The following is a 22,155-nucleotide window of genomic DNA, read 5'->3' as shown; positions in this document are numbered from 1 at the left end:
ATGGCATCGTCGATCCACTGATCGGACCTGAGCCGCTAAGATTCTCGGTTATGGCCAACGACTGGCTGCTCGTGGAAACACTGGGCATCGAACCCGTCGTGGTTGCCGAAGGCACTACGCCGAAGAACCTCGTCCCGCTCTCCGCGTTCTTGCGGCGCAGCCCGCATATCGCCGCCATCCGGACCGCGATCGCCGAGACGGTGCAGACTGGTCAGAGCCTGGCCAGCATCACCCCCAAGAACGATCGGGTGATCCGCACCGAGCCGGTGCGGATGTCGGATGGGAAGGTGCACGGGGTCCAGGTCTGGCGCGGGGCCCCCGACACCGAGCCACCCGACCGGTCGATACCCGGCGCGTTGATCTGGGATCTGACCCTCGGTGTGGCCACCGACACCCCGGAGTCGCTGTACAACAGCGGCCGCCATCCCCACGCCGGAGCCACCGGTGGCGGGGCGTTCCCCGAGGACCTGCCGACCCGCGACTTCAGCCCGAACGAGAACAAGGTCGTGGAGCTGGCGATCAAGACCGAACCAGGTCAAACACTGTGCAGTAGCTGGGATGTCACTGATGAGCAGGGCGACACCGTGCGGGTGGGTTTTGTGGTGCGCATTGGCCTGGAGACCCCAGCCGGCGGCCCCGAGCACCTGATCGCGCGCGGGATGAACTGGCGTGAGGAACTCGAGGGGCCGGCGATGCCGCCCGACGAGTTGGCGTGGCAGGTTCTCGACGGCTTGGCGCAACCCGGCGTCTACCGAGCGCTGGTCGACCTGGACCAGTGGACGCTGTTGAAGTGGTTCGACGAGCCCTGCCCGTTCTACGACTGGCGAACCCCTGACGCCAACGAGCAACGGATTCACCCCGACGACGAGCACCTGTTGCCGCCCATGACCGAAGAACTGACCGTCGGCGCCACCTCCCGGGTGCTGCGACTATGCGGGCAGCGCGGAACCTGGGTCCCCGTGCACGTCACCGTGAATCGTGTGGAGATCGGCGAAGAAGGGGCCACCGGACTCATCGCCTTGCGTCTGCCCACCGCCGAGGAAGTCGCCGAGGCGCAGGCCCGCGACCCCGACACCCCGCCGTCCTAAGCGGTGGTCCGGCCTAGCCGAGTGGCCCGGCCCGGGCCACTGCCCGTGCCGCGGCCGGTCGGGCCAGCATCACCGCCACCTCGGCCGTGATGACGACGTCGAGGCCGTCGACGACACAGTCGAGCGGTCGCGCGCGCATTTGGTAGATCACCCCCGCCGCGCGCCCGCAGGCCGTCGCGGCCCCGGCGGGTAGCGCCATCGCGGCCGCCACTGCGGCCAGGTCGGCCGCCGCTTGCGCCCGGTGCCGGGCGGCCACCGCCGCGCCCAGGCATACGCCGCCACCGGCGATGCAGACCAGCGCGGCGATCATCGCCGCTGCCAGCAGGCTGACCGAGCCCCGTTCACCGGCCGGGCTCGGCCGCAGCCACCCCGGTTGCGGTGATGGCCAACACCGGGAGCAGGGGTGACCGGGCGGTGACCGTCGCAACGACATACCCGCCGTCGCGGCGCAGCCCCACCGCCGCGCCGATCGGTGCGATCGTGTGGGCGGCCGCCACCGCCGAGCGGTCGTCCCCGCGGGCGGATAGCCGGGCGGCTTCGCGGGCTGCGTCGATACAGCGGATCTGCAGCGCCGTCGCAGCAACACCGGCCACACACAACACCAGCACAACAACCAGCGCGGCGATCGCCAGCGCGGCCTCCACCGTCGCGGTGCCGGAATCACCTGCTACACCGCGGTGTTCAACGCGCGACTGATGACGCGTGTCAGTGCCGACACGATGGAATCGCCGGTGACCACCGTGTACAGGATGGCGCCGAAGGCGGCGGCGGCGATCGTCCCGATCGCGTACTCGACCGTCGACATTCCCGATTCGTCCACCGCCAGCAGCATCAGGCGCGCCTGCACGGTCCGAAACATCGTGGATCCCTTCATACTTTCCCCCTTCATCATTGCGTGAGCTCACTGCAGCAGCCCCGATTTCAGCACCTGGCCGGCAAGGCCGGCCACCGCCGGAACGATGCCGAGGCAGACGAACGCCGGCAGGAAGCACAGCCCCAGTGGGCCGGCTATCAGCACACCGGCACGTTCGGCTGCGGCGGCCGCCGTCTGCGCCGCGTCCTCGCGGCACTGTGCGGCCAGCTCGGTCACGCCGTCGGCCAACGCCGTACCGGAGTGCGCCGACCGTCGCGCCAGGCGCAGCAGGGTGTCGATCGGCCGGTCCGGAGGCGCGTGCGGCTGAGCCCACGCGGTATCCGGATCAGCGCCCAGCGCAAGCAGATCCGCGGCCCGCTGCAGCACCACGGCCAGCCGGGGCGGAGCAGCTGCAGCCGTTGCCGCCGCCGCGCCCGACACCGCCATGCCGGCTGACAGACACACCGCCAGCAGATCCAGATTCGCCGCCACCGCCAGCGGCTCTACGCCGCTGCGCGGCGGACGCACGAGCCGGATAGAAAGCGGCAGCCCGGCCCGGGCCCGGACCAGGGTCGGGCCCGGGCCGGTCAGTACGGCCAAGGCCAACAACGCCGCCGCCGCACTCATGCCGTCGCCCGATCGGTGATCCGGTCCGACCACCACAGCCCGACACAGCTCAGCGCCACCCCGACGTCCAGGCACCAGCCGCCGACGTGCCCGCCGAGCAAAAAGCCGACTGGCGCTGCCCCGATCATCTGGCCCAGCAGCACCCCCAACACCGGCAGCGCTGCCAGGATGGCGGCGGTGGCGCGGGCGCCGGCCATGCCGGCCGCGACGCGTCCCCAAAAGCGCTGTCGCTCAGCCATATCGCGCTGGGCTGCGCGCATCAGGGCAGCAATGGCCAGTCCATGCTCCTCGGCGAGCCGCCAGCACACCGCCAACCGCTCCCACTGGCTGCTCACAACCGAGTCCGCTGCCACGCTACGCAGGCCGGCGGCCACGTCGGCGCCGAGCCGGGCGCGTGACGCAACCGCGTGCAGTGCGGCCCCCACCTTTGTCCCCGCGGTTTCGGCGGCCGCGACCGACAGGGCCCGCACCGGATGCGCCCCGACCCGCAGTTCGCCGATCAGGATGTCCAACGCGGTCTCGAGTTCCCTGACCTCACCCAGCGCGCACCGGATCCGCTGTCGGCGCCGATGTCGCGTCACCCCCGTCACCGCCAGCATCGCGGCGGCCAGCACGGCTGCCGGTGGCAGCGTGGCGGCGGCCAGCACACCTACTCCGACCACTCCCGCGGCGCATCCGGCGACACCGCCGGGGGGGATGCGCGCCCGGCCGGCCGGCACCGGCGCGATCCGCCGCCCGGCCGGCGGGATCGCGACCAGGGCGGCTGCCAAAGCCACCGCCGCCACGATCGGGCCGCTCATACCGGTGCCCGGCCGTCCAACAGCAGGGTCAGAGCGGCGTCGTTGACAATGCCCTGATCGGCGTGCCAAACCGTCACGACACCGACCCGACCGGTCTCGGTTCGCCGGAGCACCGCGATCTCGGCGAGCCGGCGCCGGCCGGACGGATCACGCCCGACGTGGAGGAGCACCTGGACCGCGGCCGCCAGCTGGCTGTGCAGCGCGGCACGGTCCAGACCCCCGAGCGCGGCCAACGCCTCCAGACGGGCCGGAACTTCGGCCGGGCTGTTGGCGTGCACGGTGCCGGCGCCGCCGTCGTGGCCGGTATTCAACGCCGCAAGCAGATCGACCACCTCGGCGCCGCGGACTTCGCCGACCACGATGCGGTCCGGGCGCATCCGCAGCGCTTGGCGCACCAGCTGCCGTACCGTCACCTCGCCGACGCCTTCGACGTTGGCGCACCGGGCCACCAGCTTGACCAGGTGGGGATGGCGGGGGGCCAGCTCCGCGGCATCCTCCACGCAGACGATGCGTTCGGTGGCGGCCACCGCGCCCAGCAGGGCGGCCAACAGGGTGGTCTTTCCCGCCCCAGTACCTCCGGAGATCAGGAACGCCAGCCGGGCGGCGATGATCCGGTTCAGCAGTTCGGCGGCGTGCGGAGCGATCGCGCCCGCGTTGATCAGTGCGCCCAGGCCCTGACTGGCGGGCCGCAGGACGCGTAGCGACAGACAGGTCCCGGCCGCCGCCACGGGCGGCAGGATGGCATGCAGCCGCACCGCGAACCCGCCGGTGCCGATGCCGCGCAGCTGGCCGTCCACCCACGGCTGCGCGTCGTCGAGCCGCCGACCGGCGGCCAACGCCAGCCGCTGCGCCAAGCGCCGCACCGCCGCGTCGTCGGGGAACCGGATCGAGCTGCGCCGCAAGCCTTCGCCGTCGTCGACCCAGACCGCGTCCGGGGCGGTGACCAACACATCGGTGGTGCCCGCGGCGCACAGCAGTGGCTCCAGGATCCCCGCACCGGTCAGCTCGGTCTGCAACTCCCGCAGACTGGTCAGCACTTCGGTGTCGCCGAGCACGCCCCCGGATTCGGCCCGGATCGCTGCGGCCACCACCGGTGCCCGCAGCGGCGCGGAATCGGCGGCCAGCCGCTCCCGGACGCGATCGACCAGCGAACCGGTCATGCCGCCGTTCCCGCCCGCGGCACCGGTGGACCGGAGGCCAGCACCGCCAGGACTCGGCGGGCCGCGGTGCCCAACGGCGACCGCCGCCGCATCCGCAGGCCGTCCTGTTCAAGCTGGTCGGCGATGCCCGGCTCGGCCCGCATGGATGCCAGCAGCGGCATGCCGACGATGCCGGCGAACTCAGTGGCCCGCAGCCCGCCGGGCGACGGCCCGCGGATCACCAGCCCGGCATTGGGGTTGACAGCGGTCACCGCCGTCGCGATCGATACGGTGGCCGCGCAGGAGCGCACATCGCACGGACTGAGCACCACCACCAGGTCAGCCGCGTCCAGCGCGGATTCGCCGGCGTCGCTCCAGCTGCGCGGCAGATCGCAGATGACGGTGACACCACCACGGCGGCCCGCGTCGATTGCCGCGTCCACCGCTGCGGCCTGCATCCGGTAGCCGCGCCGCACGTTGGAGAGCACGCTGACTCCGCGATGTCTGGGCAGCGCCGCACGCACCGCCGACCAGTCCAGCCGCCCACCCCGCAGCGCCAGGTCCGGCCAGCGCAGGCCGGCGGTGTTCTCGCTGCCCACCAAGAGGTCGATGCCGCCACCGCACGGATCGAGGTCGACGAGCAGTGCGTCGCCGGCCGTGTGCGCCAGGGCGGTGGCGAACACCGATGCACCGGCTCCCCCACGACCTCCGACGACGGCCACGACCTGGCCGTGCCTCCCCTCGCCACGGGCCGATTCGGCGGCTTCGGCGAATTCACGCACCAGTGCTTCAGCGTCGACGGGCAACGTGACAAGGCGCTGCGCACCGACCGCAAGCGCGGCTTGGAACGTGGCGGTCTGTGGTGCGGCGCCGGTGACCACGACGACGTGGGCGCGCCGCGGCAGCGAGCCCGGCGCGCACCGGTGCGCCGCCGGCTCGTCGAGAACCGCCGCCGCTGCTGCCGACCAGGCCTTCCGGCTGACGCTGAGCTGTCCGTCCGGGCCGAACCCGGCGTGCACAACACGCATGCCCACCGCCGCGCCGACCCGATCCACCTCATCGCGCAGGGCGCGGTCGGTGACGGCGGCGAGCACACCTAAGGCGGAATCCACGTCCCCACGGTGCGGCAGCCGAGCGGCCCGACGCCAGTCAGAACGGGGCAGTTGTGGATGGTGCGAAAGCTGTGTACAACGCGGCGGGAGCACATTTTCCCAGGTGATAGACGTCTCCCGGATATGGGAGACGTCTAATCTGCTCTGGCGAAGATCTACCCCAACAAAAGGGACGACCTCCGCCAGGGGGGGAGGAGGCGGAGGTCGTCGTATATCAGCCCCGGGGGGTCGGACTGATACACCCTCGGCATAAGCCGAGTAATGCTCACTATACACACGACACTCGGGGCAAGCGCAAGTGCCGATTGCCTGACCAGCGGTCGGATGTAGCCGCTACCGATCACAAACGTCGCCCGTCTGAACCGGCGGTGAACTGGCATTTCCGCTGCACCGTCGCGACATGAGGGGGTGCAGCCCTATGCTGAAGCGGTGATCGCCTCCGATTCGGGCGCCCCTCAGCAAACCTCCGCGCACCCACCGGCGAATCCCGCCGATCCTGCCCGTACAGCGGCCTTTTTCGACCTCGACAAGACGGTGATCGCCAAGTCCAGCACGCTGGCGTTCAGCAAACCTTTCTTCGATCAAGGTTTGATCAACCGGCGAACCGTTCTCAAGTCCAGCTACGCCCAGTTCCTGTTCCTGCTTTCGGGGGCCGACCACGATCAGATGGACCGTATGCGCGCCCATCTGACCAACATGTGCACGGGCTGGGATGTGGAGCAGATCAAGGCGATCGTCGGCGAAACGCTGCACGACATCGCCGCCCCGCTGGTGTTCGCCGAGGCCGCGGAGTTGATCGCCGACCACAAACTGTGCGGCCGCGACGTCGTGGTGGTATCGGCATCCGGCGAAGAGATCGTCGCCCCGATCGCCCGCGCGCTGGGGGCCACCCACGCGATGGCCACTCGGATGGTGGTCGAGGACGGCAAGTACACCGGCGACGTGGCGTTCTACTGCTACGGCGAGGGCAAGGTGCAGGCCATCCGGGAACTCGCCGCCCGCGAGGGCTACCCCCTCGAACATTGCTACGCCTACTCCGACTCGGTCACCGACCTGCCGATGCTGGAGGCCGTCGGCCATCCCACCGCGGTGAACCCCGACCGGGCGTTGCGCAAAGAGGCCGCCGCCCGCGAATGGCCGGTCCTGACGTTCTCCCGGGCGGTGTCGCTACGCGACCGACTGCCCGCACCCTCGGGCGCCGCGGTGGCGACGACCGCCGCGGTGGCTGCCAGCGCGCTCACCGCCGGCGCGCTCACCTATGCGCTGCTGCGCCGATTCGCCTTCTGAGGGCGCGCCGATCACGATCGAATCTCGCCTTCGACGACACTCCACAATTAGGCCTTGATGTGACTGGAGTCACGTAGTACAAAGGAAGCACGGAAGCCAGGCGAGGCCAAGGCCGATCCGGAAGAGAAGGATCGATCTCCCGAACCCGGCGACCCAGCACGGATCTCGGAACCCACGCGGAGCCCACAGCCGCGAATATGGCAGAAGTGTTGCGGGCCTGCGTAATTGCGAAAGGCGGACGGTGCCGACGACCCTTTGGGTGGGGTCGCAGCCGGAGCGCATCGCAAACTCGCCGAGGCCACCCACGCAACCCTCGTTGCACGCTTGGTAACCGAGTTCCGTGCTGGCGGGCGGCGCGCCGATACATCGGCTCGCCGCCCGCTTCACTTTGCGGTGGTTGCCTCGGCGATCGACAATGCCTCCGCCGCACCGTCTTTCAATGCTCGGCAGCACAGCACCAACCACGCGGCAACGCCGTTGGGTGTGCCGGCCGCGAATCCACTCGCAGCGGTGCGATAGTCCTCGGCCCGCCGCATCCACGCCACCTCCGGCACGCCCAGCCCGTGCGGGTCCAACCCGCTGGCCATCGTCACCAGTCGCGACACCGCCCGTGCGACAACGCCGTCAGCGCTGCCGAACGGCGCCAGCGTCAGCAGTTCGCCATGCGCGACGGCCGCCACAACCGGGGCAGGCGCTCGCGTGCCCCCGGTGACGATCTGGGCCAGCAGTTCCAGACGCGGCCCGACGTCGTCCTCGCCACGGGGGCGCCCCAACCGGCTCTCGTCGACCTCATCGGCCGCCGCCAGCATGTGCAGCCGGGCCAGCGCCTGCAGGGGCGCGCGCTGCCACACACCCACCAGGTTGGTCTCGCCTCCTTCGAGCGCCTGAGACACCCGCAGCGCGCCGGCGAACACCGGATCAGCGGTCGCGGCCTCGTCCAGCTGCACCGGCCCACCGTCGAGCACCGAGGATGCCCGCGCCGCCCGCAGCGCCGACTCGGCCGCCGTCACCGGCCAACCCCGCAGGTTGGCCCGATGCCGGTGCGCCCGGCCCAGCGCCTCGCGGGCCTGATCGCTGGCGGCGGCCACGCCGGGCAGATCCATCAGCGGGGCCAACGGGTCGGAAGTCACGGGCTGTGACGATAGTCGCCGGGGCCGCCGGGCCGCCACCGTGCAGAACCTGAACGCGGTGCGAGAAAGCTCACCCTCGACGTGGGAAAGCGGTCACGCTGGGCGCCGGGGCGGCCCGGGAATCGCCGCCAGCAGGGTGCGGGTGTAGTCGTCGCGAGGCGCGGTGAACACCTCCTGGGTGGACGCGTGCTCCACCACCTTCCCGCCCCGCATCACCAGCACGTCGTCGGCGATCTGGCGGATCACCGCCAGATCGTGGCTGATGAACAGGTAGGTCAGGCCGAGGGCAGCCTGCAGCTCGGTGAGCAGGTCCAGGATCTGCGCCTGCACCACCACGTCCAGCGCCGAGACCGCTTCGTCGCACACCAACATCTCCGGTCGCAACGCCAGCGCCCGCGCGATCGCCACCCGCTGGCGTTGACCGCCGGAGAGCTCGCGGGGCCGCCGGCTGAGCACCGAGGCCGGCAGTGCAACCTGGTCCAGCAGTTCGCGCACCGCATGTTCACGCGCGCGGCCATCGCCGATCCGGTGGATGCGCAGCGGCTCCTCGATGATCCGAAACACCGAGTACATGGGATCGAGGCTGCTGTACGGGTTTTGGAAGATTGGTTGCACCCGGCGGCGAAACGCCAGCGCATCGCGTCGGTCCAGGGCGGCGATGTGCTGACCGTCGAAGACCACGCTGCCCGAGCTGGGTTGTAGCAGCCCGAGCACCATGCGCGCCAGGGTGGACTTGCCCGAACCCGACCCGCCGGCGATCGCCAAGGTCGTGGCCCGCGGCACCCGGAACGAGACGTCAGCGACGGCAGCCACCTCCTCGCGCCGGTAGGACTTGCTCAGCCCGGTCACGGCGAGGATGTCGCCGGCGGGTAAAGCGGTGTGCTCGGCAGCCTGGCGAACGATCCGCTGTCGGGCGCGGACCAATCCACTGTCGCGGACGACCAGCGACGGCGCCGCGGCCACCAGTTTCTGGGTGTAGGGATGCTGAGGATTATTCAGAATATCTTGTGCGGCACCGGATTCCACGACCGCACCCTGGTTCATGACGACCAATTGCTCGGCCCGCTCGGCGGCCAGCGCCAGATCGTGGGTGATCAACAGCACCGCAGTGCCCAGTTCGCCGGTAAGGCGCTGCAGATGATCGAGGACTTGTCGTTGCACGGTGACGTCCAGCGCGGATGTCGGCTCGTCGGCGATCAGCAGGCGGGGGCGGCCGGCCAGACCGATGGCGATCAGCGCGCGCTGACACATCCCACCCGACAACTCATGCGGGTATCGCCTGGCCTGGGTTTCGGGGTCGCTCATGCCGGCCTCGGCGAGCAGTTCAACTGCCCGGCGGCGCACGGTCCGTCTGCCGTCTACCCCGTTGGCACGCAACGCCTCCCGAATCTGGAAACCCACCTTCCACACCGGGTTGAGGTTGGTCATCGGATCCTGCGGCACGAGGCCGATGGCGTTGCCCCGTAGCGAGCGCATCTGACGCTGGCTCGCGCCGGTGATGTCGACACCGTCGAACACGATGCGTCCGGCGGTGATCCGCCCGCCCGGAGCGAGCAGTCCCAACACCGCAGCGGCGGTGGTCGACTTCCCCGATCCCGATTCGCCGACTACGGCGACGGTTTGCCCGGCGTCGACGCGGAGCTGGGCGGCGCGGACCGCGGGGGGATCATCGCCGAACCGGACTTCGAGGCCGTCCACCGTCAGAAGTGCGGTCATGCCCGTCGCCCCCAGGACGCCGGGTCGAGGGCGTCACGCAGCGCGTCACCCATCATCATGAACGCCAGCACGGTCGCTGCCAGCGCCCCGGCCGGGTAGAACAGGATGGCCGACCCCGACCGCAGCCGGCTCTGCGCCAGGTTGATGTCGCCGCCCCAGGACACCACGGTGGGCGGCAATCCGACCCCGAGGTAGGACAGGGTGGCCTCGGTGACGATGAACATCCCGAGTGCGATGGTGGCCACCGCGATCACCGGGCCGATGGCGTTGGGCACCACGTGCCGCACCAGAGTGCGAAACCGGCTCAGCCCCAACGCTGTTGCGGCCAGCACATAGTCGCTGCCACGGACTTCCAGGACCGCTCCGCGAGCGACCCGGGCCAGCTGCGGCCACCCGAACAGCGCCAGGATGGCGATCACGGTCCACACCGTGCGGTGGTGCATCACCTGCATCAACACGATCGCCGCCAGCAGCAGCGGGATGCCGAAGAAGACGTCGCTGATCCGCGAGATCACCGTGTCCAGGACCCCGCCGTAGAAACCCGCGAGCGCACCCAGCGCACCGCCGATGACGAACACCACCACGGTGGACCCGACTCCGACGACGATCGACGCCCGCGCACCATAGACCGTGCGGGCGTACACGTCGTGGCCCTGCAGGTCGGTGCCGAACCAGTGCGCCCCGGATGGTCCGAGCATGCTCTGGTCCAGGTCGGCGTAGTTCGGGTCGATGCCGGTGAACAATCCGGGGAAGGCCGCCACCACGAGGATGAACACGATCAATGCCGCGGCGACCACGAACTTGGGGCTGCGTGCCAGGCCCCGCCAGGTGTCGCGCCAGAACCCGCTGACCGTCGGCTCAGCCATAGCGGATCCTGGGATCCAGCGCCGCGTACAGCAGATCCACCATCAGGTTGGTGACCAGGTAGATCAGCACCAGCACCGTCACCATCGACACCACGGTCGGCGTTTCCTGCCGCTTGACCGCCTGATAGAGCACGCCGCCGACACCGGGGACGTTGAAGATGCCTTCGGTCACGATGGCCCCGCCCATCAACGCGCCCAGATCGGCGCCCAGGAACGTCAGCACCGGGATCAGGGAGTTGCGCAGGATGTGCACGACGACCACCCGGGGCCGGGACAATCCCTTGGCGGTCGCGGTGCGCACGTAGTCGGCGTGGGCGTTCGCGGCCACCGCGGAGCGGGTCAATCGCACCACGTAAGCACACGACACCGCGCCCAGCACGATGCCGGGCATCAGCAGGGTTCCGAACGTCACCTGGCTGCCGACGGTCACCGGTGCGATACCCAGTCGCACCCCGAACACGAACTGCGCCAGGAATCCCAGCACGAAGATCGGCACCGCGATGATCACCAGGCTGGCGACCAGCACCGCCGCGTCGAAGATGCCGCCCTGGCGCAGTCCGCTGATCAGCCCGAACCCGACCCCGAGCACCGTCTCAACCGCCAGCGCGATCAACGCCAACCGGAGCGTCACCGGAAACGCTTGGGCCAGCACGTCATTGACCGGCAAGCCGGAATAGGAGCGACCCAGGTCGCCGTGCCCGAGACCACCCAGGTAGTGCAGGTACTGCAGCCAGAACGGTTGATCGAGGTGGTACTGGGCGCGCAGCTGGGCGGCGACTTCGGGGCTGAGCGGGCGGTCACCGCCCAGCGCGGCGATCGGGTCGCCGGGTAGTAGGAACACCATGCCGTACACCAGCAGGGTGGCGCCGAGGAAGACCGGCACCATGATCGCCAGGCGGCGCAGGATGTAGCCGATCATGTCGGGACCTTCACGATGTGTTCATAGTCGGGCACACCGTTCCAGCTCAGTGCAACGTCACTGACCTGGTGCGACCGTCCGGCTTGGCTCACGTAGGTCCACAGCGGCACCACCGGCATGTCGTGCAGCAGGATCTGTTGGGCGGCATTGGTCAGCGCATGGGATTGCGGCAGGGTAGGCGCGGCTTCGGCGCGGGCCAGCGCGGCGTCGAATTGCGCGCTGGTGTAGCCGACGTCGTTGGCGCCGGCCCCGGTGCCGAACACCGGATCCAGGAACTCCAGCATCGAGGGGTAGTCGCCCTGCCATCCGGCCCGGAACGCGGTGCCGATGGTGCGGTTGGTGATCTGGGTGCGGAATCCGGCGAACGTCGGAAACGGGGTGCCGGTGGCATCGATGCCCAGGGTGTTCTTGATGCTGTTGGCGACCGCGTCGACCCATTCCTGATGACCGCCGTCGGCGTTGTAGCCGATCTCATAGCGTCCCGTCCATGGCGAGATCGCGTCGGCCTGTGCCCACAGTCGACGAGCCCGCTGCGGGTCGAAATCCAGCGCGGTGTTTCCCGGCAGGTTCGGGTCGTATCCGGGCAGCGAATCGGCGGTGAAGTCGCGGGCGGGAGTACGGCTGTCGGACAGGATCTTTCGGCAGATCTGCGCGCGGTTGACGGCGGCGGACAGCGCGAGCCGACGCAGCCGACCCTCCTCGCCGCCGAAGTGTGCCAGCCGCAGCGGCGTGGCCAGGCTCTGGTTGACGGCCGCGGGCCCGGTGACCGCCCGATCGCCGAGGTCGCGACGATAGGTCGGTAACGCGCTGGGCGGAAGGGTGTCCAGCACATCGAGATTGCCGGACAGCAGATCGGCGTACGCGGTATCGAGATTGGCGTAGAAGACGAATCGCAACCGTGTGTTCCGGGGCATCCGGTTGCCGCGGTAGCCCGCGTTGGCCACCAGATCGATCTTGACGTTGTGCTGCCAAGAGTCGCCGTCGGCGAGCCGGTACGGTCCGTTGCCGACGGGGCGCTGTCCGAACGCGGCCATGTTCTCGAACGCGCGCGCGGGCAGCGGATAAAACGGTGAGAACGCCAGCCGCAGGGTGAAGTCGATGGTCGGCGCGTTCAGCCGGATGGTGAATTCGCGGTCGTTGACCACCGTCAGCCCGGACATGGTCCGCACGGTGGGCTTTCCGTCCCCACGCAGGCCGGCGACATCGTCGTAGCCGGCGATCGGCGCGAAGAAGCTCTGCTGCAGTTGGGCGTTACTGGCCAGGGCCCCGTAGTTCCAGGCATCGACGAATGAGTGGGCGGTCACCGGCGAGCCGTCGGTGAACGTCCACCCCGGTCGCAGCACGATGCGGTAGTTGATGTTGTCGGTGGTCTCGATGGACTGGGCCACCTCCAGTTGCGGTGTGCCGGCGCGGTCGTAGGACATCAGTCCCGCGAACAACCGGTCCATGACCCGTCCGCCCTGGTGCTCGTTGGTGTTGGTCGGGACCAGCGGATTCTGCGGCTCACCACCGTTGACGGTGACCACCTGGGCATCCACGCCGGGACCGCCGCCGCAGCCGGTCAGCGTCGCGGCTGCCAGCAGCCCAGCGGCGAGTACCGCCCTGAACATCGAATGCATGCCAGCGACATTAAGGCCTCCACCGGTGACTACGCTCACAGACGTGACCGCCGAACTGTCATCGTTTCCGCCGTCCCCCGAGTTCGTTGCGCAGACGAACGCGGGTCCGGAGTTGTATCGCGAGGCCGACCAGGACCGGTTGGCGTTCTGGGCCGCCCAGGCCCAGCGGCTGTCCTGGGAGACGCCGTTCTCCGAGGTGCTGGACTGGTCGGGGGCGCCGTTCGCCCGCTGGTTCGCCGACGGCCGGCTCAACGTCGCCTACAACTGCGTGGACCGCCACGTCGAGGCGGGCCACGGTGAGCGGGTCGCCATCCACTGGGAGGGTGAGCCGGTCGGCGATGCCCGCAGCGTGACCTACGCCGAACTGCAGGACCAGGTCTGCCGCACCGCCAACGCGCTGACCGATCTGGGCCTGACCGCCGGTGACCGGGTGGCGATCTACATGCCGATGATCCCCGAGACGGTCGTGGCGATGCTGGCTTGCGCACGGCTGGGCATCATGCACAGCGTGGTGTTCGCCGGCTTCTCCGCCACCGCGCTGCGGGCCCGCATCGACGACGCCGAGGCCAAGCTGGTGATCACCGCCGACGGGCAGTACCGGCGCGGCAAGCCCGCACCGCTGAAGAACGCCGTCGACGAGGCCCTGCAGGCCATCACCGAGTCCGAATGCCCCGTGCAGCATGTGCTGGTGGTCCGTCGTACCGGCGGCCAGGTGTCCTGGACGGCGGGCCGCGACCTGTGGTGGCACGACCTCGTCGACGTCGCGTCGCCGCAACACACCCCGGCAGCCTTCGACGCCGAGCAACCGCTGTTTCTGCTGTACACCTCGGGTACCACCGGCAAGCCGAAAGGGATCGTGCACACCAGCGGCGGCTACCTCACCCAGGCCGCCTACACCCAGCACTACATTTTCGACGTCAAGAACGACACCGACGTGTTCTGGTGCACCGCCGACGTCGGCTGGGTCACCGGCCACACCTACGCCGTGTACGGCCCGCTGGCCAACGGCGTCACCGAGGTCCTCTACGAGGGGACCCCGGACTTCCCGGGCAGTCACCGTCACTTTCAGATCATCGAAAAATATGGTGTAACAATCTATTACACCGCGCCGACGCTGATTCGGACGTTCATGAAATGGGGTCGCGAGATCCCGGACGCGCACGACCTGTCCAGCCTTCGGCTGCTGGGATCGGTCGGTGAGCCGATCAACCCCGAGGCGTGGCGCTGGTACCGAACAGTGATCGGCTCGGGTAGCACGCCGGTCGTTGACACCTGGTGGCAGACCGAAACCGGTGCAACGATGATCACCCCGCTCCCCGGGATCGCCGCGGCCAAGCCAGGTGCGGCCATGACCCCGCTGCCGGGCATCTCCGCCCGCATCGTCGACGACGACGGCAACCGGCTGGCTCCGGGCAGCGGCCACGGCGAACAGCCCAGCGGGTACCTGGTGCTGGACGAGCCCTGGCCGGCGATGGCACGCGGCATCTGGGGTGACCCGGAGCGGTTCGTGGAGACCTATTGGTCCCGGTTCGCCGAGCAGGGCTGGTATTTCGCCGGTGACGGCGCCCGCTACGACGCCGACGGCGACATCTGGGTACTCGGTCGCATCGACGATGTGATGAACGTGTCCGGGCACCGGATCTCCACCGCGGAGGTCGAATCGGCGCTGGTCGGTCATTCCGGGGTGGCCGAGGCAGCGGTGGTCGGCGCGGCCGACGAGCAGACCGGCCAGGGCATCTGCGCGTTCGTCGTGCTCGAGAGCTCGCACGCCGACCGCGGTACCGAGATGGTCGAGGAGTTGCGCGCCGAGGTTGCCCGCGAGATCTCGCCGATCGCCAAACCCCGCGAAATCCACGTGGTCCCGGAGCTGCCCAAGACCCGCAGCGGCAAAATCATGCGCCGCCTACTGCGTGATGTGGCCGATGGCCGCGAGCTCGGTGACACCTCAACGCTGCTGGACCCGAACGTGTTCGAGGCGATCCGCGCCGCCAAATAGCCCATGGGCGAGCAGACGCAAAGGTGCCCTTTTTCGGCCTGAAAAGGGCACCTTTGCGTCTGCTCGGCAGTTGACTAGACCGGTACGAAGCCGGCGCCGGGGCGGCCCTTGGCGTTGACGTCGTCGATGACGGCGTTCATCGACACCACCACAGCGGGGGTGTGCAGCGGAATGTACTTGATCACGCACGTCGGCAGCGCATCGCTGAACGCCCCGTGGATCATGCCGACCAGCATGTTGTCGACGGTGACCGGTCCGCCGGAGTCGCCGGGCTGCCCGCACACCTGCATCACGATGGTGCCGGGGTCCTGCCCGGGTCCCCAAGTCATCCCGCACGAGTTGCCGGTGGTGCGGCCCTGCTTGCAGGCGACCTGGCCGAATGCCGGGTCGGGGCCGATGCCGGTGATCGTGAAGCCGGCGACGGTGTTCACCGGTGTCACCTTGGCCGGGTCGAATTTGATCACCGCGTAATCCAGGTTCTCATTGCCGGCCACCATCGTGCCCACCGTGCCGTTGCCTTCGGAACCTTCCGCGGCGACCTGGGCTCCCGGGCCGCCGCAGTGGGCGGAGGTGAACCCGATCAGCGCGCCGGTGTTGTCGTGGCCGATCGTGGTCAGGGTGCACAGGGTGTCTTCGTCGACCACGATCCCGGCGCCACCACCCAACTGCACCTTGTTGTCCGCGGCCGCCGTGGGGACGATCGGGGCCGCCAGCGCGGCCAGGGCGACCAGTGCCGCGACACCGAACCGTGCCCAGCGGTATGCCGTTTGCAATGCGCAACTCCCGTCGATGGCCCCCACCCGTCCTTGCGCGCAGTCTAGCGTGACCACAGCAGTAACAGCGCCGGCTTGCAGCGGGTGTAGCGGGTGTTGCTGGTTGGCGTCGTCTGCCCTGGCACCGCATGGCAACATAAACCGCGAGGACAGCCAACCCGGGAGGACCGTGGAGTGAGTAAGGCCCGAAGCAACGGCGACCGCAAAAGCGTGGTGCCAGCCACCCTGACCACGATCCCCCTGGCGGACCCGCACGCCACAGCAGGCGACCCGTCGCTGGGCGACCTGGTCAAGGACGCGACGGCGCAGCTGTCCACCCTGGTTCGGGCCGAGGTCGAGCTCGCCCGCGCCGAGATCACCCGCGATGTCAAGAAGGGCCTGACCGGCAGCATCTTTTTCATCGCCGCCCTGGTCGTGCTGTTCTACTCGACGTTCTTCTTCTTCTTCTTCCTCGCCGAACTGTTGGACACCTGGCTGTGGCGCTGGGTGGCGTTCGCGATCGTGTTCGGGATCATGATGCTGGTCACCGTGGCATTGGTGTTGTTCGGCTATCTGAAGGTCAGGCGTATCCGCGGGCCTCAGCAGACGATCGAATCGGTCAAAGAGACCCGCAGCGCGTTCATCCCCGATCACAGCAAGTCCAGCGCCCCGGCCAGCACCACCGCCACCGACCCGTCGGGCTGGTAAATGCCCGCACCGGATCCGTCGATCACCCGCATCGACGGGCCATGGCGCCATCTGGATATTCACGCCAACGGCATTCGGTTCCATGTGGTCGAGGCCGCTCCGGCCGGCGAGGACCCGGCCGCGGTGTCCAGGCCGCTGGTGATCCTGCTGCACGGCTTCGGGTCGTTCTGGTGGTCCTGGCGCCACCAACTGCGCGGGTTGACCGGTGCGCGGGTCGTCGCCGTCGACCTGCGCGGCTACGGCGGCAGCGATAAGCCGCCGCGCGGGTACGACGGGTGGACGTTGGCCGGCGATATCACCGGGCTGATCCGTGCGCTCGGACACCCGTCGGCGACGCTGGTCGGCCACGCCGACGGTGGACTGGTGTGCTGGGCTACCGCCGTCCTGCATCCGCGGTTGGTGCGCGCCATCGCAGTGGTCAGCTCACCGCATCCCGCGGCGTTGCGGGCCTCGGCGCTGACCCGCCGCGATCAGGGGCGCGCCCTGGTGCCCTGGCTGCTGCGCTATCAACTGCCGTTTTGGCCCGAACACGTATTGACCCGGGACAACGCAGCCGAGCTGGAACGGATCGTGCGCAGCCGGTCCGGCGCCAAATGGCAAGCCAGCGAGGACTTTACCGAGACAATCGGGCATCTGCGCCGGGCCATCCAGATCCCGTCGGCGGCGCACAGTGCACTGGAGTACCAGCGCTGGGCGGTGCGCAGCCAGTTCCGCGAGGAGGGCCGCAGGTTCATGCGGTCCATGAGCCGACGCACCTGCGGTCCGATTTTGCACTTACGCGGTGACGCCGACCCCTACGTGCTGGCCGACCCGGTCGAACGCACCCGGCACTACGCACCCCACGGGCGCTACGTATCCATCGCGGGCGCAGGACATTTCGGCCACGAGGAGCAACCCGAGCAGGTCAACGACCACCTGAACCGGTTCCTGGCCCAGGTGCACAGCCGCTGAGTTCGACGGCGGCGACCCGCCACGCCCGGCTCCGCCGCGCTCGCGATCGCCGCTGAGTCAGCCGATGCACGTCTCGGTCGACACCGCAGCGGTGTCGCCGATCCGGATCATCTGGCGCGCCACTTCCTTGGCGGTCAGCACGAACCCGGTGTCGCTGTCGTCGACGGCCGCACCGAACACCACGCCGAGCACCTTGCCGTTCACGTCGATCAGCGGACCGCCGGAATTCCCTTGCCGCACCAGGCCACGAATCGTGTACACCTCGCGGGTGACGGTGTCCTTCTGGTAGATGTCGGGACCGTTGAGTTGGATGATCTCGCGAATTCTGGCCGGCGTCGCTTCGAAGATGCCGCCACCCGGATAGCCCAGCACGATCGCGTCGGTGTCCGCTTTGGCCGGCGAGTCCGCGAACACCAGCGGTGCCTGCGGCAGATCGGCGACGGCGAGGATCGCGATGTCGGCGTCTGGATCGAAGGACACCACGGTGGCGTCATACGACTTGGTCCCGACGTCCACGCTGACCTCGTTGGAGCCCGCCACCACGTGCGCGTTGGTCATCACCCGGTTGGGAGCCACCACGAATCCGGTGCCCTCCAGCACCTTCTGGCAGCTGGGTGCGACGCCGCGAACCTTGACCACGCTGGGTTCGGTGGCCGCCACCACCGGGTCCCCGCCCAGCGCCGCGTCCGGCGCATCCACCGCCGCGATCGGGGTGCGGCTGAAGGGGTCCAGCACATCGGGCAGGCCGGAGTTGTTCAGCAGTGCCGAGATCCGTTTGGGCACCATCCTGAGCCAGGCCGGGGCAGCCTGATTGACCTCCGCCAGCACCCGCGAACCACGCACCGCCGCCGCCAGACTCGGCTGGTCCGAGGAGGTCAACGGGGTCGCCAGCAGCCAGGCCGCCAGCAACACCACGACCAGTTGCAGCCCGACGCCGATCAGCGAATCGAGGCCGCGGATGCCGGGGCTGTGGATGGCCCCGCGCACGGCGCGACCCAACACCACACCGGCCACTTCACCGATGACCACCATCGCCAGGATCAGGAACAGCGCGGCGAACAATTTGGGCCGTGTCCCGCTGACGTGGCTGACGATGTGCGGGGCCATCAGCACACCCGCCACAGCGCCCAGCGCCACTCCGATGAACGACAGCACCGAGCCGAGCGCGCCGGAGCGCCACCCGGACACGGCCGCGATGAACGCGACCGCCAGCACCGCCATGTCCAACCACTGTGACGAGGTCATCGCGCAGTACCGCCTCCGTTATCGACCAGCGCCATCGCCGAATCCAGTTCCCGCATATCGGTGGTATCCCACGGCTGGGCCCAGCCGGCCACATCCAACATTGCCGAAATCACCTGACCGGTGAATCCCCACACCAGCATCTGGTTGAGCAGGAATGCCGGACCAGCCCAGCGCCGACCGTGTTCGCTGCGGTACACCATCAGCCTATTCTCCGGATTGATGAAGGCCCGCAACGGAACCCGCGCCACGATCGCCGTCTCGGCCTCGTCAACCACGGTCACCGGTCCAGGATCGGGCGAATACGCCAGCACCGGGACCACGTGAAACCCCGACGGTGCGATGAACGTCCGCTCCATGGTGGCCAACGGGTGCAGCCGGCCCGGGTCCACCCCGGTCTCCTCCCATGCCTCACGCAGCGCGGTGGCCACCGGCCCGCCGTCGCCGGGATCGGAGGCTCCCCCGGGAAACGCGGCCTGACCCGCATGATTACGCAGACTCGACGCCCGAACCGTCACCAGCAGATCAGCGTCCTCGGGACCGCTGTCGGGCGAGTCCGGCCCGGAGAACAGCACCAGCACCGCCGCGTCGCGGCCGTGGCCGCGTATCGCCGCGCTGGCTCGGGCGGCGGTGACCATGGCCAGGACGTCGGCCGGCAGGCGACGCCGGTAGACGGCCGGTATGTCGCCGATATTGTCGACGAGTCGGCGCAGCCAGGTCGGCGAAGCGTCGGGCGTCAGCTGAATCGCCTTAGCGCTCACCGACGCCTCACCTCTCTTTTTCGGGTTTCATCGGTCCCCGCCTTCGACCGCCTCGGCGATCTCCTCAGCGCTGGCGAAGGCTCGCGGCAGGACGTGGGCAACGCTACCGTCCGCGGCCAACACCACCGTCGCGGGCATCACGTTGGGAACCCGCAGCGCCGCCGCGATCCGACGCTGCCCGTCCTGCAGGGTCGGCAGCCGCACCCCCAACTCGGCCAGCCGCATTAGGGCGGCGGTCTCGTTCTCGTCCTGATGCACCGTCAGCACCGTCACCGCCGGGCCCGCGCGCCGTTGATAGTCGGCCATGGCCGGCAGCTCGTCCCGGCAGGGCTGACACCAGTACGCCCACAGGTTCAGCACCACCCGTCTGCCGGCCAGCGCAGGCGCGACATCCACCGACGTACCGTCAGCCGCGCATTCGGCTGTGACCCCGCGCAGCGCGCTCGGGCCGGGGGCGTGCGACCCGGCCGGACACGGCGGCAGGTCGGCGCGACGGCGTGGTTCAGCCAGCGCCGCGGCGGTGTCGGCGTCGCGGTGTTCGCGGGCGACCGCGGGCGATCCGCCGGTCGCCGCATCGTCCGGGGTATCGCGCAACGCGACGAGCAGGGCCGCGATCAGGACGGCCACCACGGTCACGGCCGCGATCGTCCACCGGATCGGGATGCGCACCGCTACAGTCCGGCCAACGCCAGCAGGTGGTCGGTCTCCGGTCCCTTCACCAGGGCCGCGGCGATCACCGGATCGGTGGGGCCGGTGCCGAATGATGGACAGTCCTTGGCGAGCACGCAGACGCCGCAGGCGGGTTTGCGGGCATGACACACCCGGCGGCCGTGGAAGATCACCCGGTGGCTGAGCAGCGTCCACTGGTTGCGTTCGATCAGTTCGCCGACCGCGTGTTCGACCTTGACCGGGTCCTCCTCGGTGGTCCAACCCCAGCGCCGCACCAGCCGACCGAAATGGGTGTCGACGGTGATCCCGGGGATGTCGAACGCGTTGCCGAGGATGACGTTGGCGGTCTTGCGGCCGACCCCGGGCAGGGTGACCAACTCGGCCATGGTGGCCGGCACCTCCCCGTCGAACCGCTCGACCAGAGCTTGACCGAGCCCGATCAGCGACGTTGCCTTGTTACGGAAGAAACCGGTGGGGCGGATGAGCTCTTCGAGCTCGGCGCGGTTCGCCTGCGCGTAGTCCAGCGCGGTCTGATAGCGCGCAAACAGCGCGGGCGTGGTCAGGTTGACGCGTTTGTCGGTGCTCTGCGCCGACAGGATGGTCGCCACCGTCAACTCGAGGGGGCTGGCGAAATCCAGTTCGCAGTACACGTGCGGAAACGCTTGCGCCAACGCACGATTCATCCGGCGCGCTCGACGGACCAGACCGAGCCGGGTTTCGCCGGCGAACCGCCGGGCGGCGACCCCAGCGGACTGGGCGCGCGCCGCTCGCGCACCCGAAGAAGGCTTGTCCACAATCACCTACGACAGGGTACTGATTCGTGATCCCGCTGAGACTTTGCGCGTGTTTACTGCTGCGTGTGTCTTGGTTGCTCGTGGCTCTCATCCCGGGGTTGCTGATGGCGGCCGCCATCGGGCTGGAACGACTCGAAACCGGCCTCGACGACGTCACCGAACTGTTCTCCTCGACCGAGGAGGGCAGCCGCACCGGGCAGGTGTTCGCCGTTCCACACCCGGGGTACACATTCGCGAGCGAATCTGTAGTTTCACGCAACTAACCAGGCTGATCGTGTGTAGCGTTGGCACGTCGATCAACAGCCCTGCCTCTTATGCTTAGATTCTCTAAGCGGCAGTGGTTGAGCCGTCGCGTGACACACCGTCAGAACAGCATCTAAGGGGCAACGTGGACGAGATCCTGGCCAGGGCCGGAATCTTCCAGGGGGTTGAGCCCAGCGCCGTCGCCGCGCTGACCAAGCAACTTCAACCCGTCGACTTTCCGCGCGGGCACACCGTGTTCGCCGAGGGCGAGCCCGGCGACCGGCTCTACATCATCATCACCGGCAAGGTGAAGATCGGTCGCCGCTCCCCCGACGGGCGGGAGAACCTGCTGACCATCATGGGACCGTCGGATATGTTCGGTGAACTGTCGATCTTCGACCCGGGGCCGCGGACGTCGAGCGCGACCACCATCACCGAGGTGCGGGCGGTGTCGATGGACCGCGACGCGCTGCGCGCCTGGATCGCCGACCGCCCCGAGATCGCCGAGCAACTGCTGCGGGTGCTGGCCCGCCGGTTGCGTCGCACGAACAACAACCTGGCTGATCTCATCTTCACCGACGTGCCCGGTCGGGTCGCCAAGCAGCTGCTGCAGCTGGCCCAGCGCTTCGGCACCCAGGAGGGTGGCGCGCTGCGGGTCACCCACGACCTGACCCAGGAAGAGATCGCCCAGCTGGTGGGCGCCTCGCGGGAGACGGTGAACAAGGCGCTGGCCGACTTCGCCCACCGCGGCTGGATCCGCCTGGAGGGCAAGAGTGTGCTGATCTCCGACTCGGAGCGGTTGGCGAGGCGCGCCCGCTAACACCTTCCCCCGAGCGTGCGCAGTTGCACGCTCGCGCGCCGAAAATCTGGCATTCTGCGCACG

At 69.2% G+C, this 22,155-nt stretch carries 23 protein-coding genes and 1 pseudogene; 7 read left to right on the top strand and 17 right to left on the bottom strand.

Going from position 1 to position 22,155, the window contains the following annotated elements; translation table 11 throughout:
• The first annotated feature begins 50 nt into the window (after positions 1-50).
• Complete coding sequence (locus AC5Y36_RS17665) at positions 51-1,088, top strand: PAS domain-containing protein (protein ID WP_500042232.1); 1,038 nt, start codon at positions 51-53, stop codon at positions 1,086-1,088.
• 13 nt (positions 1,089-1,101) lie between these two features.
• Here AC5Y36_RS17665 and AC5Y36_RS17660 read toward each other — a convergent pair whose 3' ends face one another.
• Genes AC5Y36_RS17660 through ssd form a run of 7 tightly spaced genes read right to left on the bottom strand, consistent with a single transcriptional unit; the run spans position 1,102 to position 5,619 of the window.
• Positions 1,102-1,398 (bottom strand): Rv3654c family TadE-like protein, encoded by a 297-nt coding sequence (locus AC5Y36_RS17660; RefSeq protein ID WP_500042231.1) that lies wholly within the window; start codon positions 1,396-1,398, stop codon positions 1,102-1,104.
• 31 nt (positions 1,399-1,429) lie between these two features.
• The gene (locus AC5Y36_RS17655; RefSeq protein ID WP_500042230.1) at positions 1,430-1,732 is read right to left on the bottom strand and encodes a TadE family type IV pilus minor pilin; all 303 of its coding nucleotides are present in this window, start codon (positions 1,730-1,732) and stop codon (positions 1,430-1,432) included.
• A 23-nt stretch (positions 1,733-1,755) separates the two neighbouring features.
• A complete protein-coding gene (locus AC5Y36_RS17650) occupies positions 1,756-1,962 on the bottom strand; it encodes a DUF4244 domain-containing protein (protein WP_500042229.1) in 207 nt (68 codons plus the stop codon).
• Positions 1,963-1,989: 27 nt separating this feature from the next.
• Complete coding sequence (locus AC5Y36_RS17645; RefSeq protein WP_500042228.1) at positions 1,990-2,568, bottom strand: type II secretion system F family protein; 579 nt, start codon at positions 2,566-2,568, stop codon at positions 1,990-1,992.
• On the bottom strand, positions 2,565-3,368 hold the full coding sequence (locus AC5Y36_RS17640; RefSeq protein ID WP_500042227.1) for a type II secretion system F family protein: 804 nt from the start codon (positions 3,366-3,368) through the stop codon (positions 2,565-2,567). The genes AC5Y36_RS17645 and AC5Y36_RS17640 overlap by 4 nt, the downstream gene beginning before the upstream one ends.
• A complete protein-coding gene (locus AC5Y36_RS17635; RefSeq protein WP_500042226.1) occupies positions 3,365-4,528 on the bottom strand; it encodes a TadA family conjugal transfer-associated ATPase in 1,164 nt (387 codons plus the stop codon). The genes AC5Y36_RS17640 and AC5Y36_RS17635 overlap by 4 nt, the downstream gene beginning before the upstream one ends.
• Positions 4,525-5,619, bottom strand: a complete 1,095-nt coding sequence (gene ssd / locus AC5Y36_RS17630) for a septum site-determining protein Ssd (RefSeq protein WP_500042225.1) — start codon at positions 5,617-5,619, stop codon at positions 4,525-4,527. The genes AC5Y36_RS17635 and ssd overlap by 4 nt, the downstream gene beginning before the upstream one ends.
• Positions 5,620-6,048: 429 nt before the next feature.
• On the opposite strand from ssd, the gene AC5Y36_RS17625 reads away from it, so the two are divergent.
• Positions 6,049-6,906 (top strand): HAD-IB family hydrolase, encoded by an 858-nt coding sequence (locus AC5Y36_RS17625; protein WP_500042224.1) that lies wholly within the window; start codon positions 6,049-6,051, stop codon positions 6,904-6,906.
• 383 nt (positions 6,907-7,289) lie between these two features.
• On the opposite strand, the gene AC5Y36_RS17620 is transcribed toward AC5Y36_RS17625, so the two are convergent.
• From AC5Y36_RS17620 to AC5Y36_RS17600, 5 genes are all read right to left on the bottom strand, one after another.
• Positions 7,290-8,036 (bottom strand): oxidoreductase, encoded by a 747-nt coding sequence (locus tag AC5Y36_RS17620; RefSeq protein ID WP_500042223.1) that lies wholly within the window; start codon positions 8,034-8,036, stop codon positions 7,290-7,292.
• 93 nt (positions 8,037-8,129) lie between these two features.
• The gene (locus AC5Y36_RS17615; RefSeq protein WP_500042222.1) at positions 8,130-9,752 is read right to left on the bottom strand and encodes a dipeptide ABC transporter ATP-binding protein; all 1,623 of its coding nucleotides are present in this window, start codon (positions 9,750-9,752) and stop codon (positions 8,130-8,132) included.
• A complete protein-coding gene (locus tag AC5Y36_RS17610; protein WP_500042221.1) occupies positions 9,749-10,618 on the bottom strand; it encodes an ABC transporter permease in 870 nt (289 codons plus the stop codon). The genes AC5Y36_RS17615 and AC5Y36_RS17610 overlap by 4 nt, the downstream gene beginning before the upstream one ends.
• The gene (locus AC5Y36_RS17605) at positions 10,611-11,537 is read right to left on the bottom strand and encodes an ABC transporter permease (RefSeq protein ID WP_500042220.1); all 927 of its coding nucleotides are present in this window, start codon (positions 11,535-11,537) and stop codon (positions 10,611-10,613) included. The genes AC5Y36_RS17610 and AC5Y36_RS17605 overlap by 8 nt, the downstream gene beginning before the upstream one ends.
• A complete protein-coding gene (locus AC5Y36_RS17600; RefSeq protein WP_500042219.1) occupies positions 11,534-13,156 on the bottom strand; it encodes a peptide ABC transporter substrate-binding protein in 1,623 nt (540 codons plus the stop codon). The genes AC5Y36_RS17605 and AC5Y36_RS17600 overlap by 4 nt, the downstream gene beginning before the upstream one ends.
• Here AC5Y36_RS17600 and acs point away from each other — a divergent pair.
• The gene (acs, locus tag AC5Y36_RS17595) at positions 13,155-15,152 is read left to right on the top strand and encodes an acetate--CoA ligase (protein WP_500042218.1); all 1,998 of its coding nucleotides are present in this window, start codon (positions 13,155-13,157) and stop codon (positions 15,150-15,152) included. The genes AC5Y36_RS17600 and acs overlap by 2 nt on opposite strands.
• A gap of 74 nt (positions 15,153-15,226) precedes the next feature.
• Here the strand turns inward: acs and AC5Y36_RS17590 are convergent, their stop codons facing one another.
• The gene (locus AC5Y36_RS17590) at positions 15,227-15,925 is read right to left on the bottom strand and encodes a S1 family peptidase (protein WP_500042217.1); all 699 of its coding nucleotides are present in this window, start codon (positions 15,923-15,925) and stop codon (positions 15,227-15,229) included.
• 174 nt (positions 15,926-16,099) lie between these two features.
• Here AC5Y36_RS17590 and AC5Y36_RS17585 point away from each other — a divergent pair, with 174 nt between their 5' ends.
• On the top strand, positions 16,100-16,612 hold the full coding sequence (locus AC5Y36_RS17585; RefSeq protein ID WP_500042216.1) for a phage holin family protein: 513 nt from the start codon (positions 16,100-16,102) through the stop codon (positions 16,610-16,612).
• The gene (locus tag AC5Y36_RS17580; protein WP_500042215.1) at positions 16,613-17,563 is read left to right on the top strand and encodes an alpha/beta fold hydrolase; all 951 of its coding nucleotides are present in this window, start codon (positions 16,613-16,615) and stop codon (positions 17,561-17,563) included.
• 57 nt (positions 17,564-17,620) lie between these two features.
• On the opposite strand, the gene marP is transcribed toward AC5Y36_RS17580, so the two are convergent.
• Genes marP through nth form a run of 4 tightly spaced genes read right to left on the bottom strand, consistent with a single transcriptional unit; the run spans position 17,621 to position 20,918 of the window.
• Positions 17,621-18,808 carry an acid resistance serine protease MarP gene (gene marP / locus AC5Y36_RS17575; RefSeq protein ID WP_500042214.1) on the bottom strand — a complete coding sequence of 396 codons (1,188 nt, stop codon included), beginning with the start codon at positions 18,806-18,808 and terminating at the stop codon, positions 17,621-17,623.
• Complete coding sequence (locus AC5Y36_RS17570; protein ID WP_500042213.1) at positions 18,805-19,566, bottom strand: NUDIX hydrolase; 762 nt, start codon at positions 19,564-19,566, stop codon at positions 18,805-18,807. Before AC5Y36_RS17570 ends, marP begins: the two co-directional genes overlap by 4 nt.
• A gap of 27 nt (positions 19,567-19,593) precedes the next feature.
• Positions 19,594-20,235: a TlpA family protein disulfide reductase gene (locus AC5Y36_RS17565; RefSeq protein ID WP_500042212.1), complete on the bottom strand. Its 642-nt coding sequence runs from the start codon at positions 20,233-20,235 to the stop codon at positions 19,594-19,596.
• Between the two features lie 2 nt (positions 20,236-20,237).
• The gene (gene nth / locus AC5Y36_RS17560) at positions 20,238-20,918 is read right to left on the bottom strand and encodes an endonuclease III (RefSeq protein WP_500042251.1); all 681 of its coding nucleotides are present in this window, start codon (positions 20,916-20,918) and stop codon (positions 20,238-20,240) included.
• A gap of 176 nt (positions 20,919-21,094) precedes the next feature.
• On the opposite strand from nth, the pseudogene AC5Y36_RS17555 reads away from it, so the two are divergent.
• Together AC5Y36_RS17555 and crp are read left to right on the top strand one after the other, a co-directional pair.
• A pseudogene (locus AC5Y36_RS17555) lies at positions 21,095-21,175 on the top strand (hypothetical protein); the annotation flags it as partial.
• A 242-nt stretch (positions 21,176-21,417) separates the two neighbouring features.
• Positions 21,418-22,092, top strand: coding sequence for a cAMP-activated global transcriptional regulator CRP (gene crp, locus AC5Y36_RS17550; protein WP_500042211.1), 675 nt, complete (start codon positions 21,418-21,420; stop codon positions 22,090-22,092).
• Positions 22,093-22,155: the final 63 nt, after the last annotated feature.

Source organism: Mycobacterium sp. NGS50, from assembly GCF_059812545.1.
The sequence above is the reverse complement of the archived record's forward strand: the minus strand, read 5'-3'. Positions and strand labels throughout refer to the sequence as shown.

Excerpts from the sequence above, each read along its gene's own strand:
- AC5Y36_RS17635 (WP_500042226.1), bottom strand. The coding sequence starts at position 4,528 with ATGACCGGTTCGCTGGTCGATCGCGTCCGGGAGCGGCTGGCCGCCGAT.
- marP (WP_500042214.1), bottom strand. The coding sequence starts at position 18,808 with ATGACCTCGTCACAGTGGTTGGACATGGCGGTGCTGGCGGTCGCGTTC.
- nth (WP_500042251.1), bottom strand. The coding sequence starts at position 20,918 with ATGAATCGTGCGTTGGCGCAAGCGTTTCCGCACGTGTACTGCGAACTG.
- AC5Y36_RS17615 (WP_500042222.1), bottom strand. The coding sequence starts at position 9,752 with ATGACCGCACTTCTGACGGTGGACGGCCTCGAAGTCCGGTTCGGCGAT.
- AC5Y36_RS17665 (WP_500042232.1), top strand. The coding sequence starts at position 51 with ATGGCCAACGACTGGCTGCTCGTGGAAACACTGGGCATCGAACCCGTC.
- AC5Y36_RS17645 (WP_500042228.1), bottom strand. The coding sequence starts at position 2,568 with ATGAGTGCGGCGGCGGCGTTGTTGGCCTTGGCCGTACTGACCGGCCCG.
- AC5Y36_RS17650 (WP_500042229.1), bottom strand. The coding sequence starts at position 1,962 with ATGAAGGGATCCACGATGTTTCGGACCGTGCAGGCGCGCCTGATGCTG.
- AC5Y36_RS17640 (WP_500042227.1), bottom strand. The coding sequence starts at position 3,368 with ATGAGCGGCCCGATCGTGGCGGCGGTGGCTTTGGCAGCCGCCCTGGTC.
- AC5Y36_RS17580 (WP_500042215.1), top strand. The coding sequence starts at position 16,613 with ATGCCCGCACCGGATCCGTCGATCACCCGCATCGACGGGCCATGGCGC.
- AC5Y36_RS17600 (WP_500042219.1), bottom strand. The coding sequence starts at position 13,156 with ATGCATTCGATGTTCAGGGCGGTACTCGCCGCTGGGCTGCTGGCAGCC.
- AC5Y36_RS17610 (WP_500042221.1), bottom strand. The coding sequence starts at position 10,618 with ATGGCTGAGCCGACGGTCAGCGGGTTCTGGCGCGACACCTGGCGGGGC.
- acs (WP_500042218.1), top strand. The coding sequence starts at position 13,155 with ATGCCAGCGACATTAAGGCCTCCACCGGTGACTACGCTCACAGACGTG.
- AC5Y36_RS17660 (WP_500042231.1), bottom strand. The coding sequence starts at position 1,398 with ATGATCGCCGCGCTGGTCTGCATCGCCGGTGGCGGCGTATGCCTGGGC.
- AC5Y36_RS17605 (WP_500042220.1), bottom strand. The coding sequence starts at position 11,537 with ATGATCGGCTACATCCTGCGCCGCCTGGCGATCATGGTGCCGGTCTTC.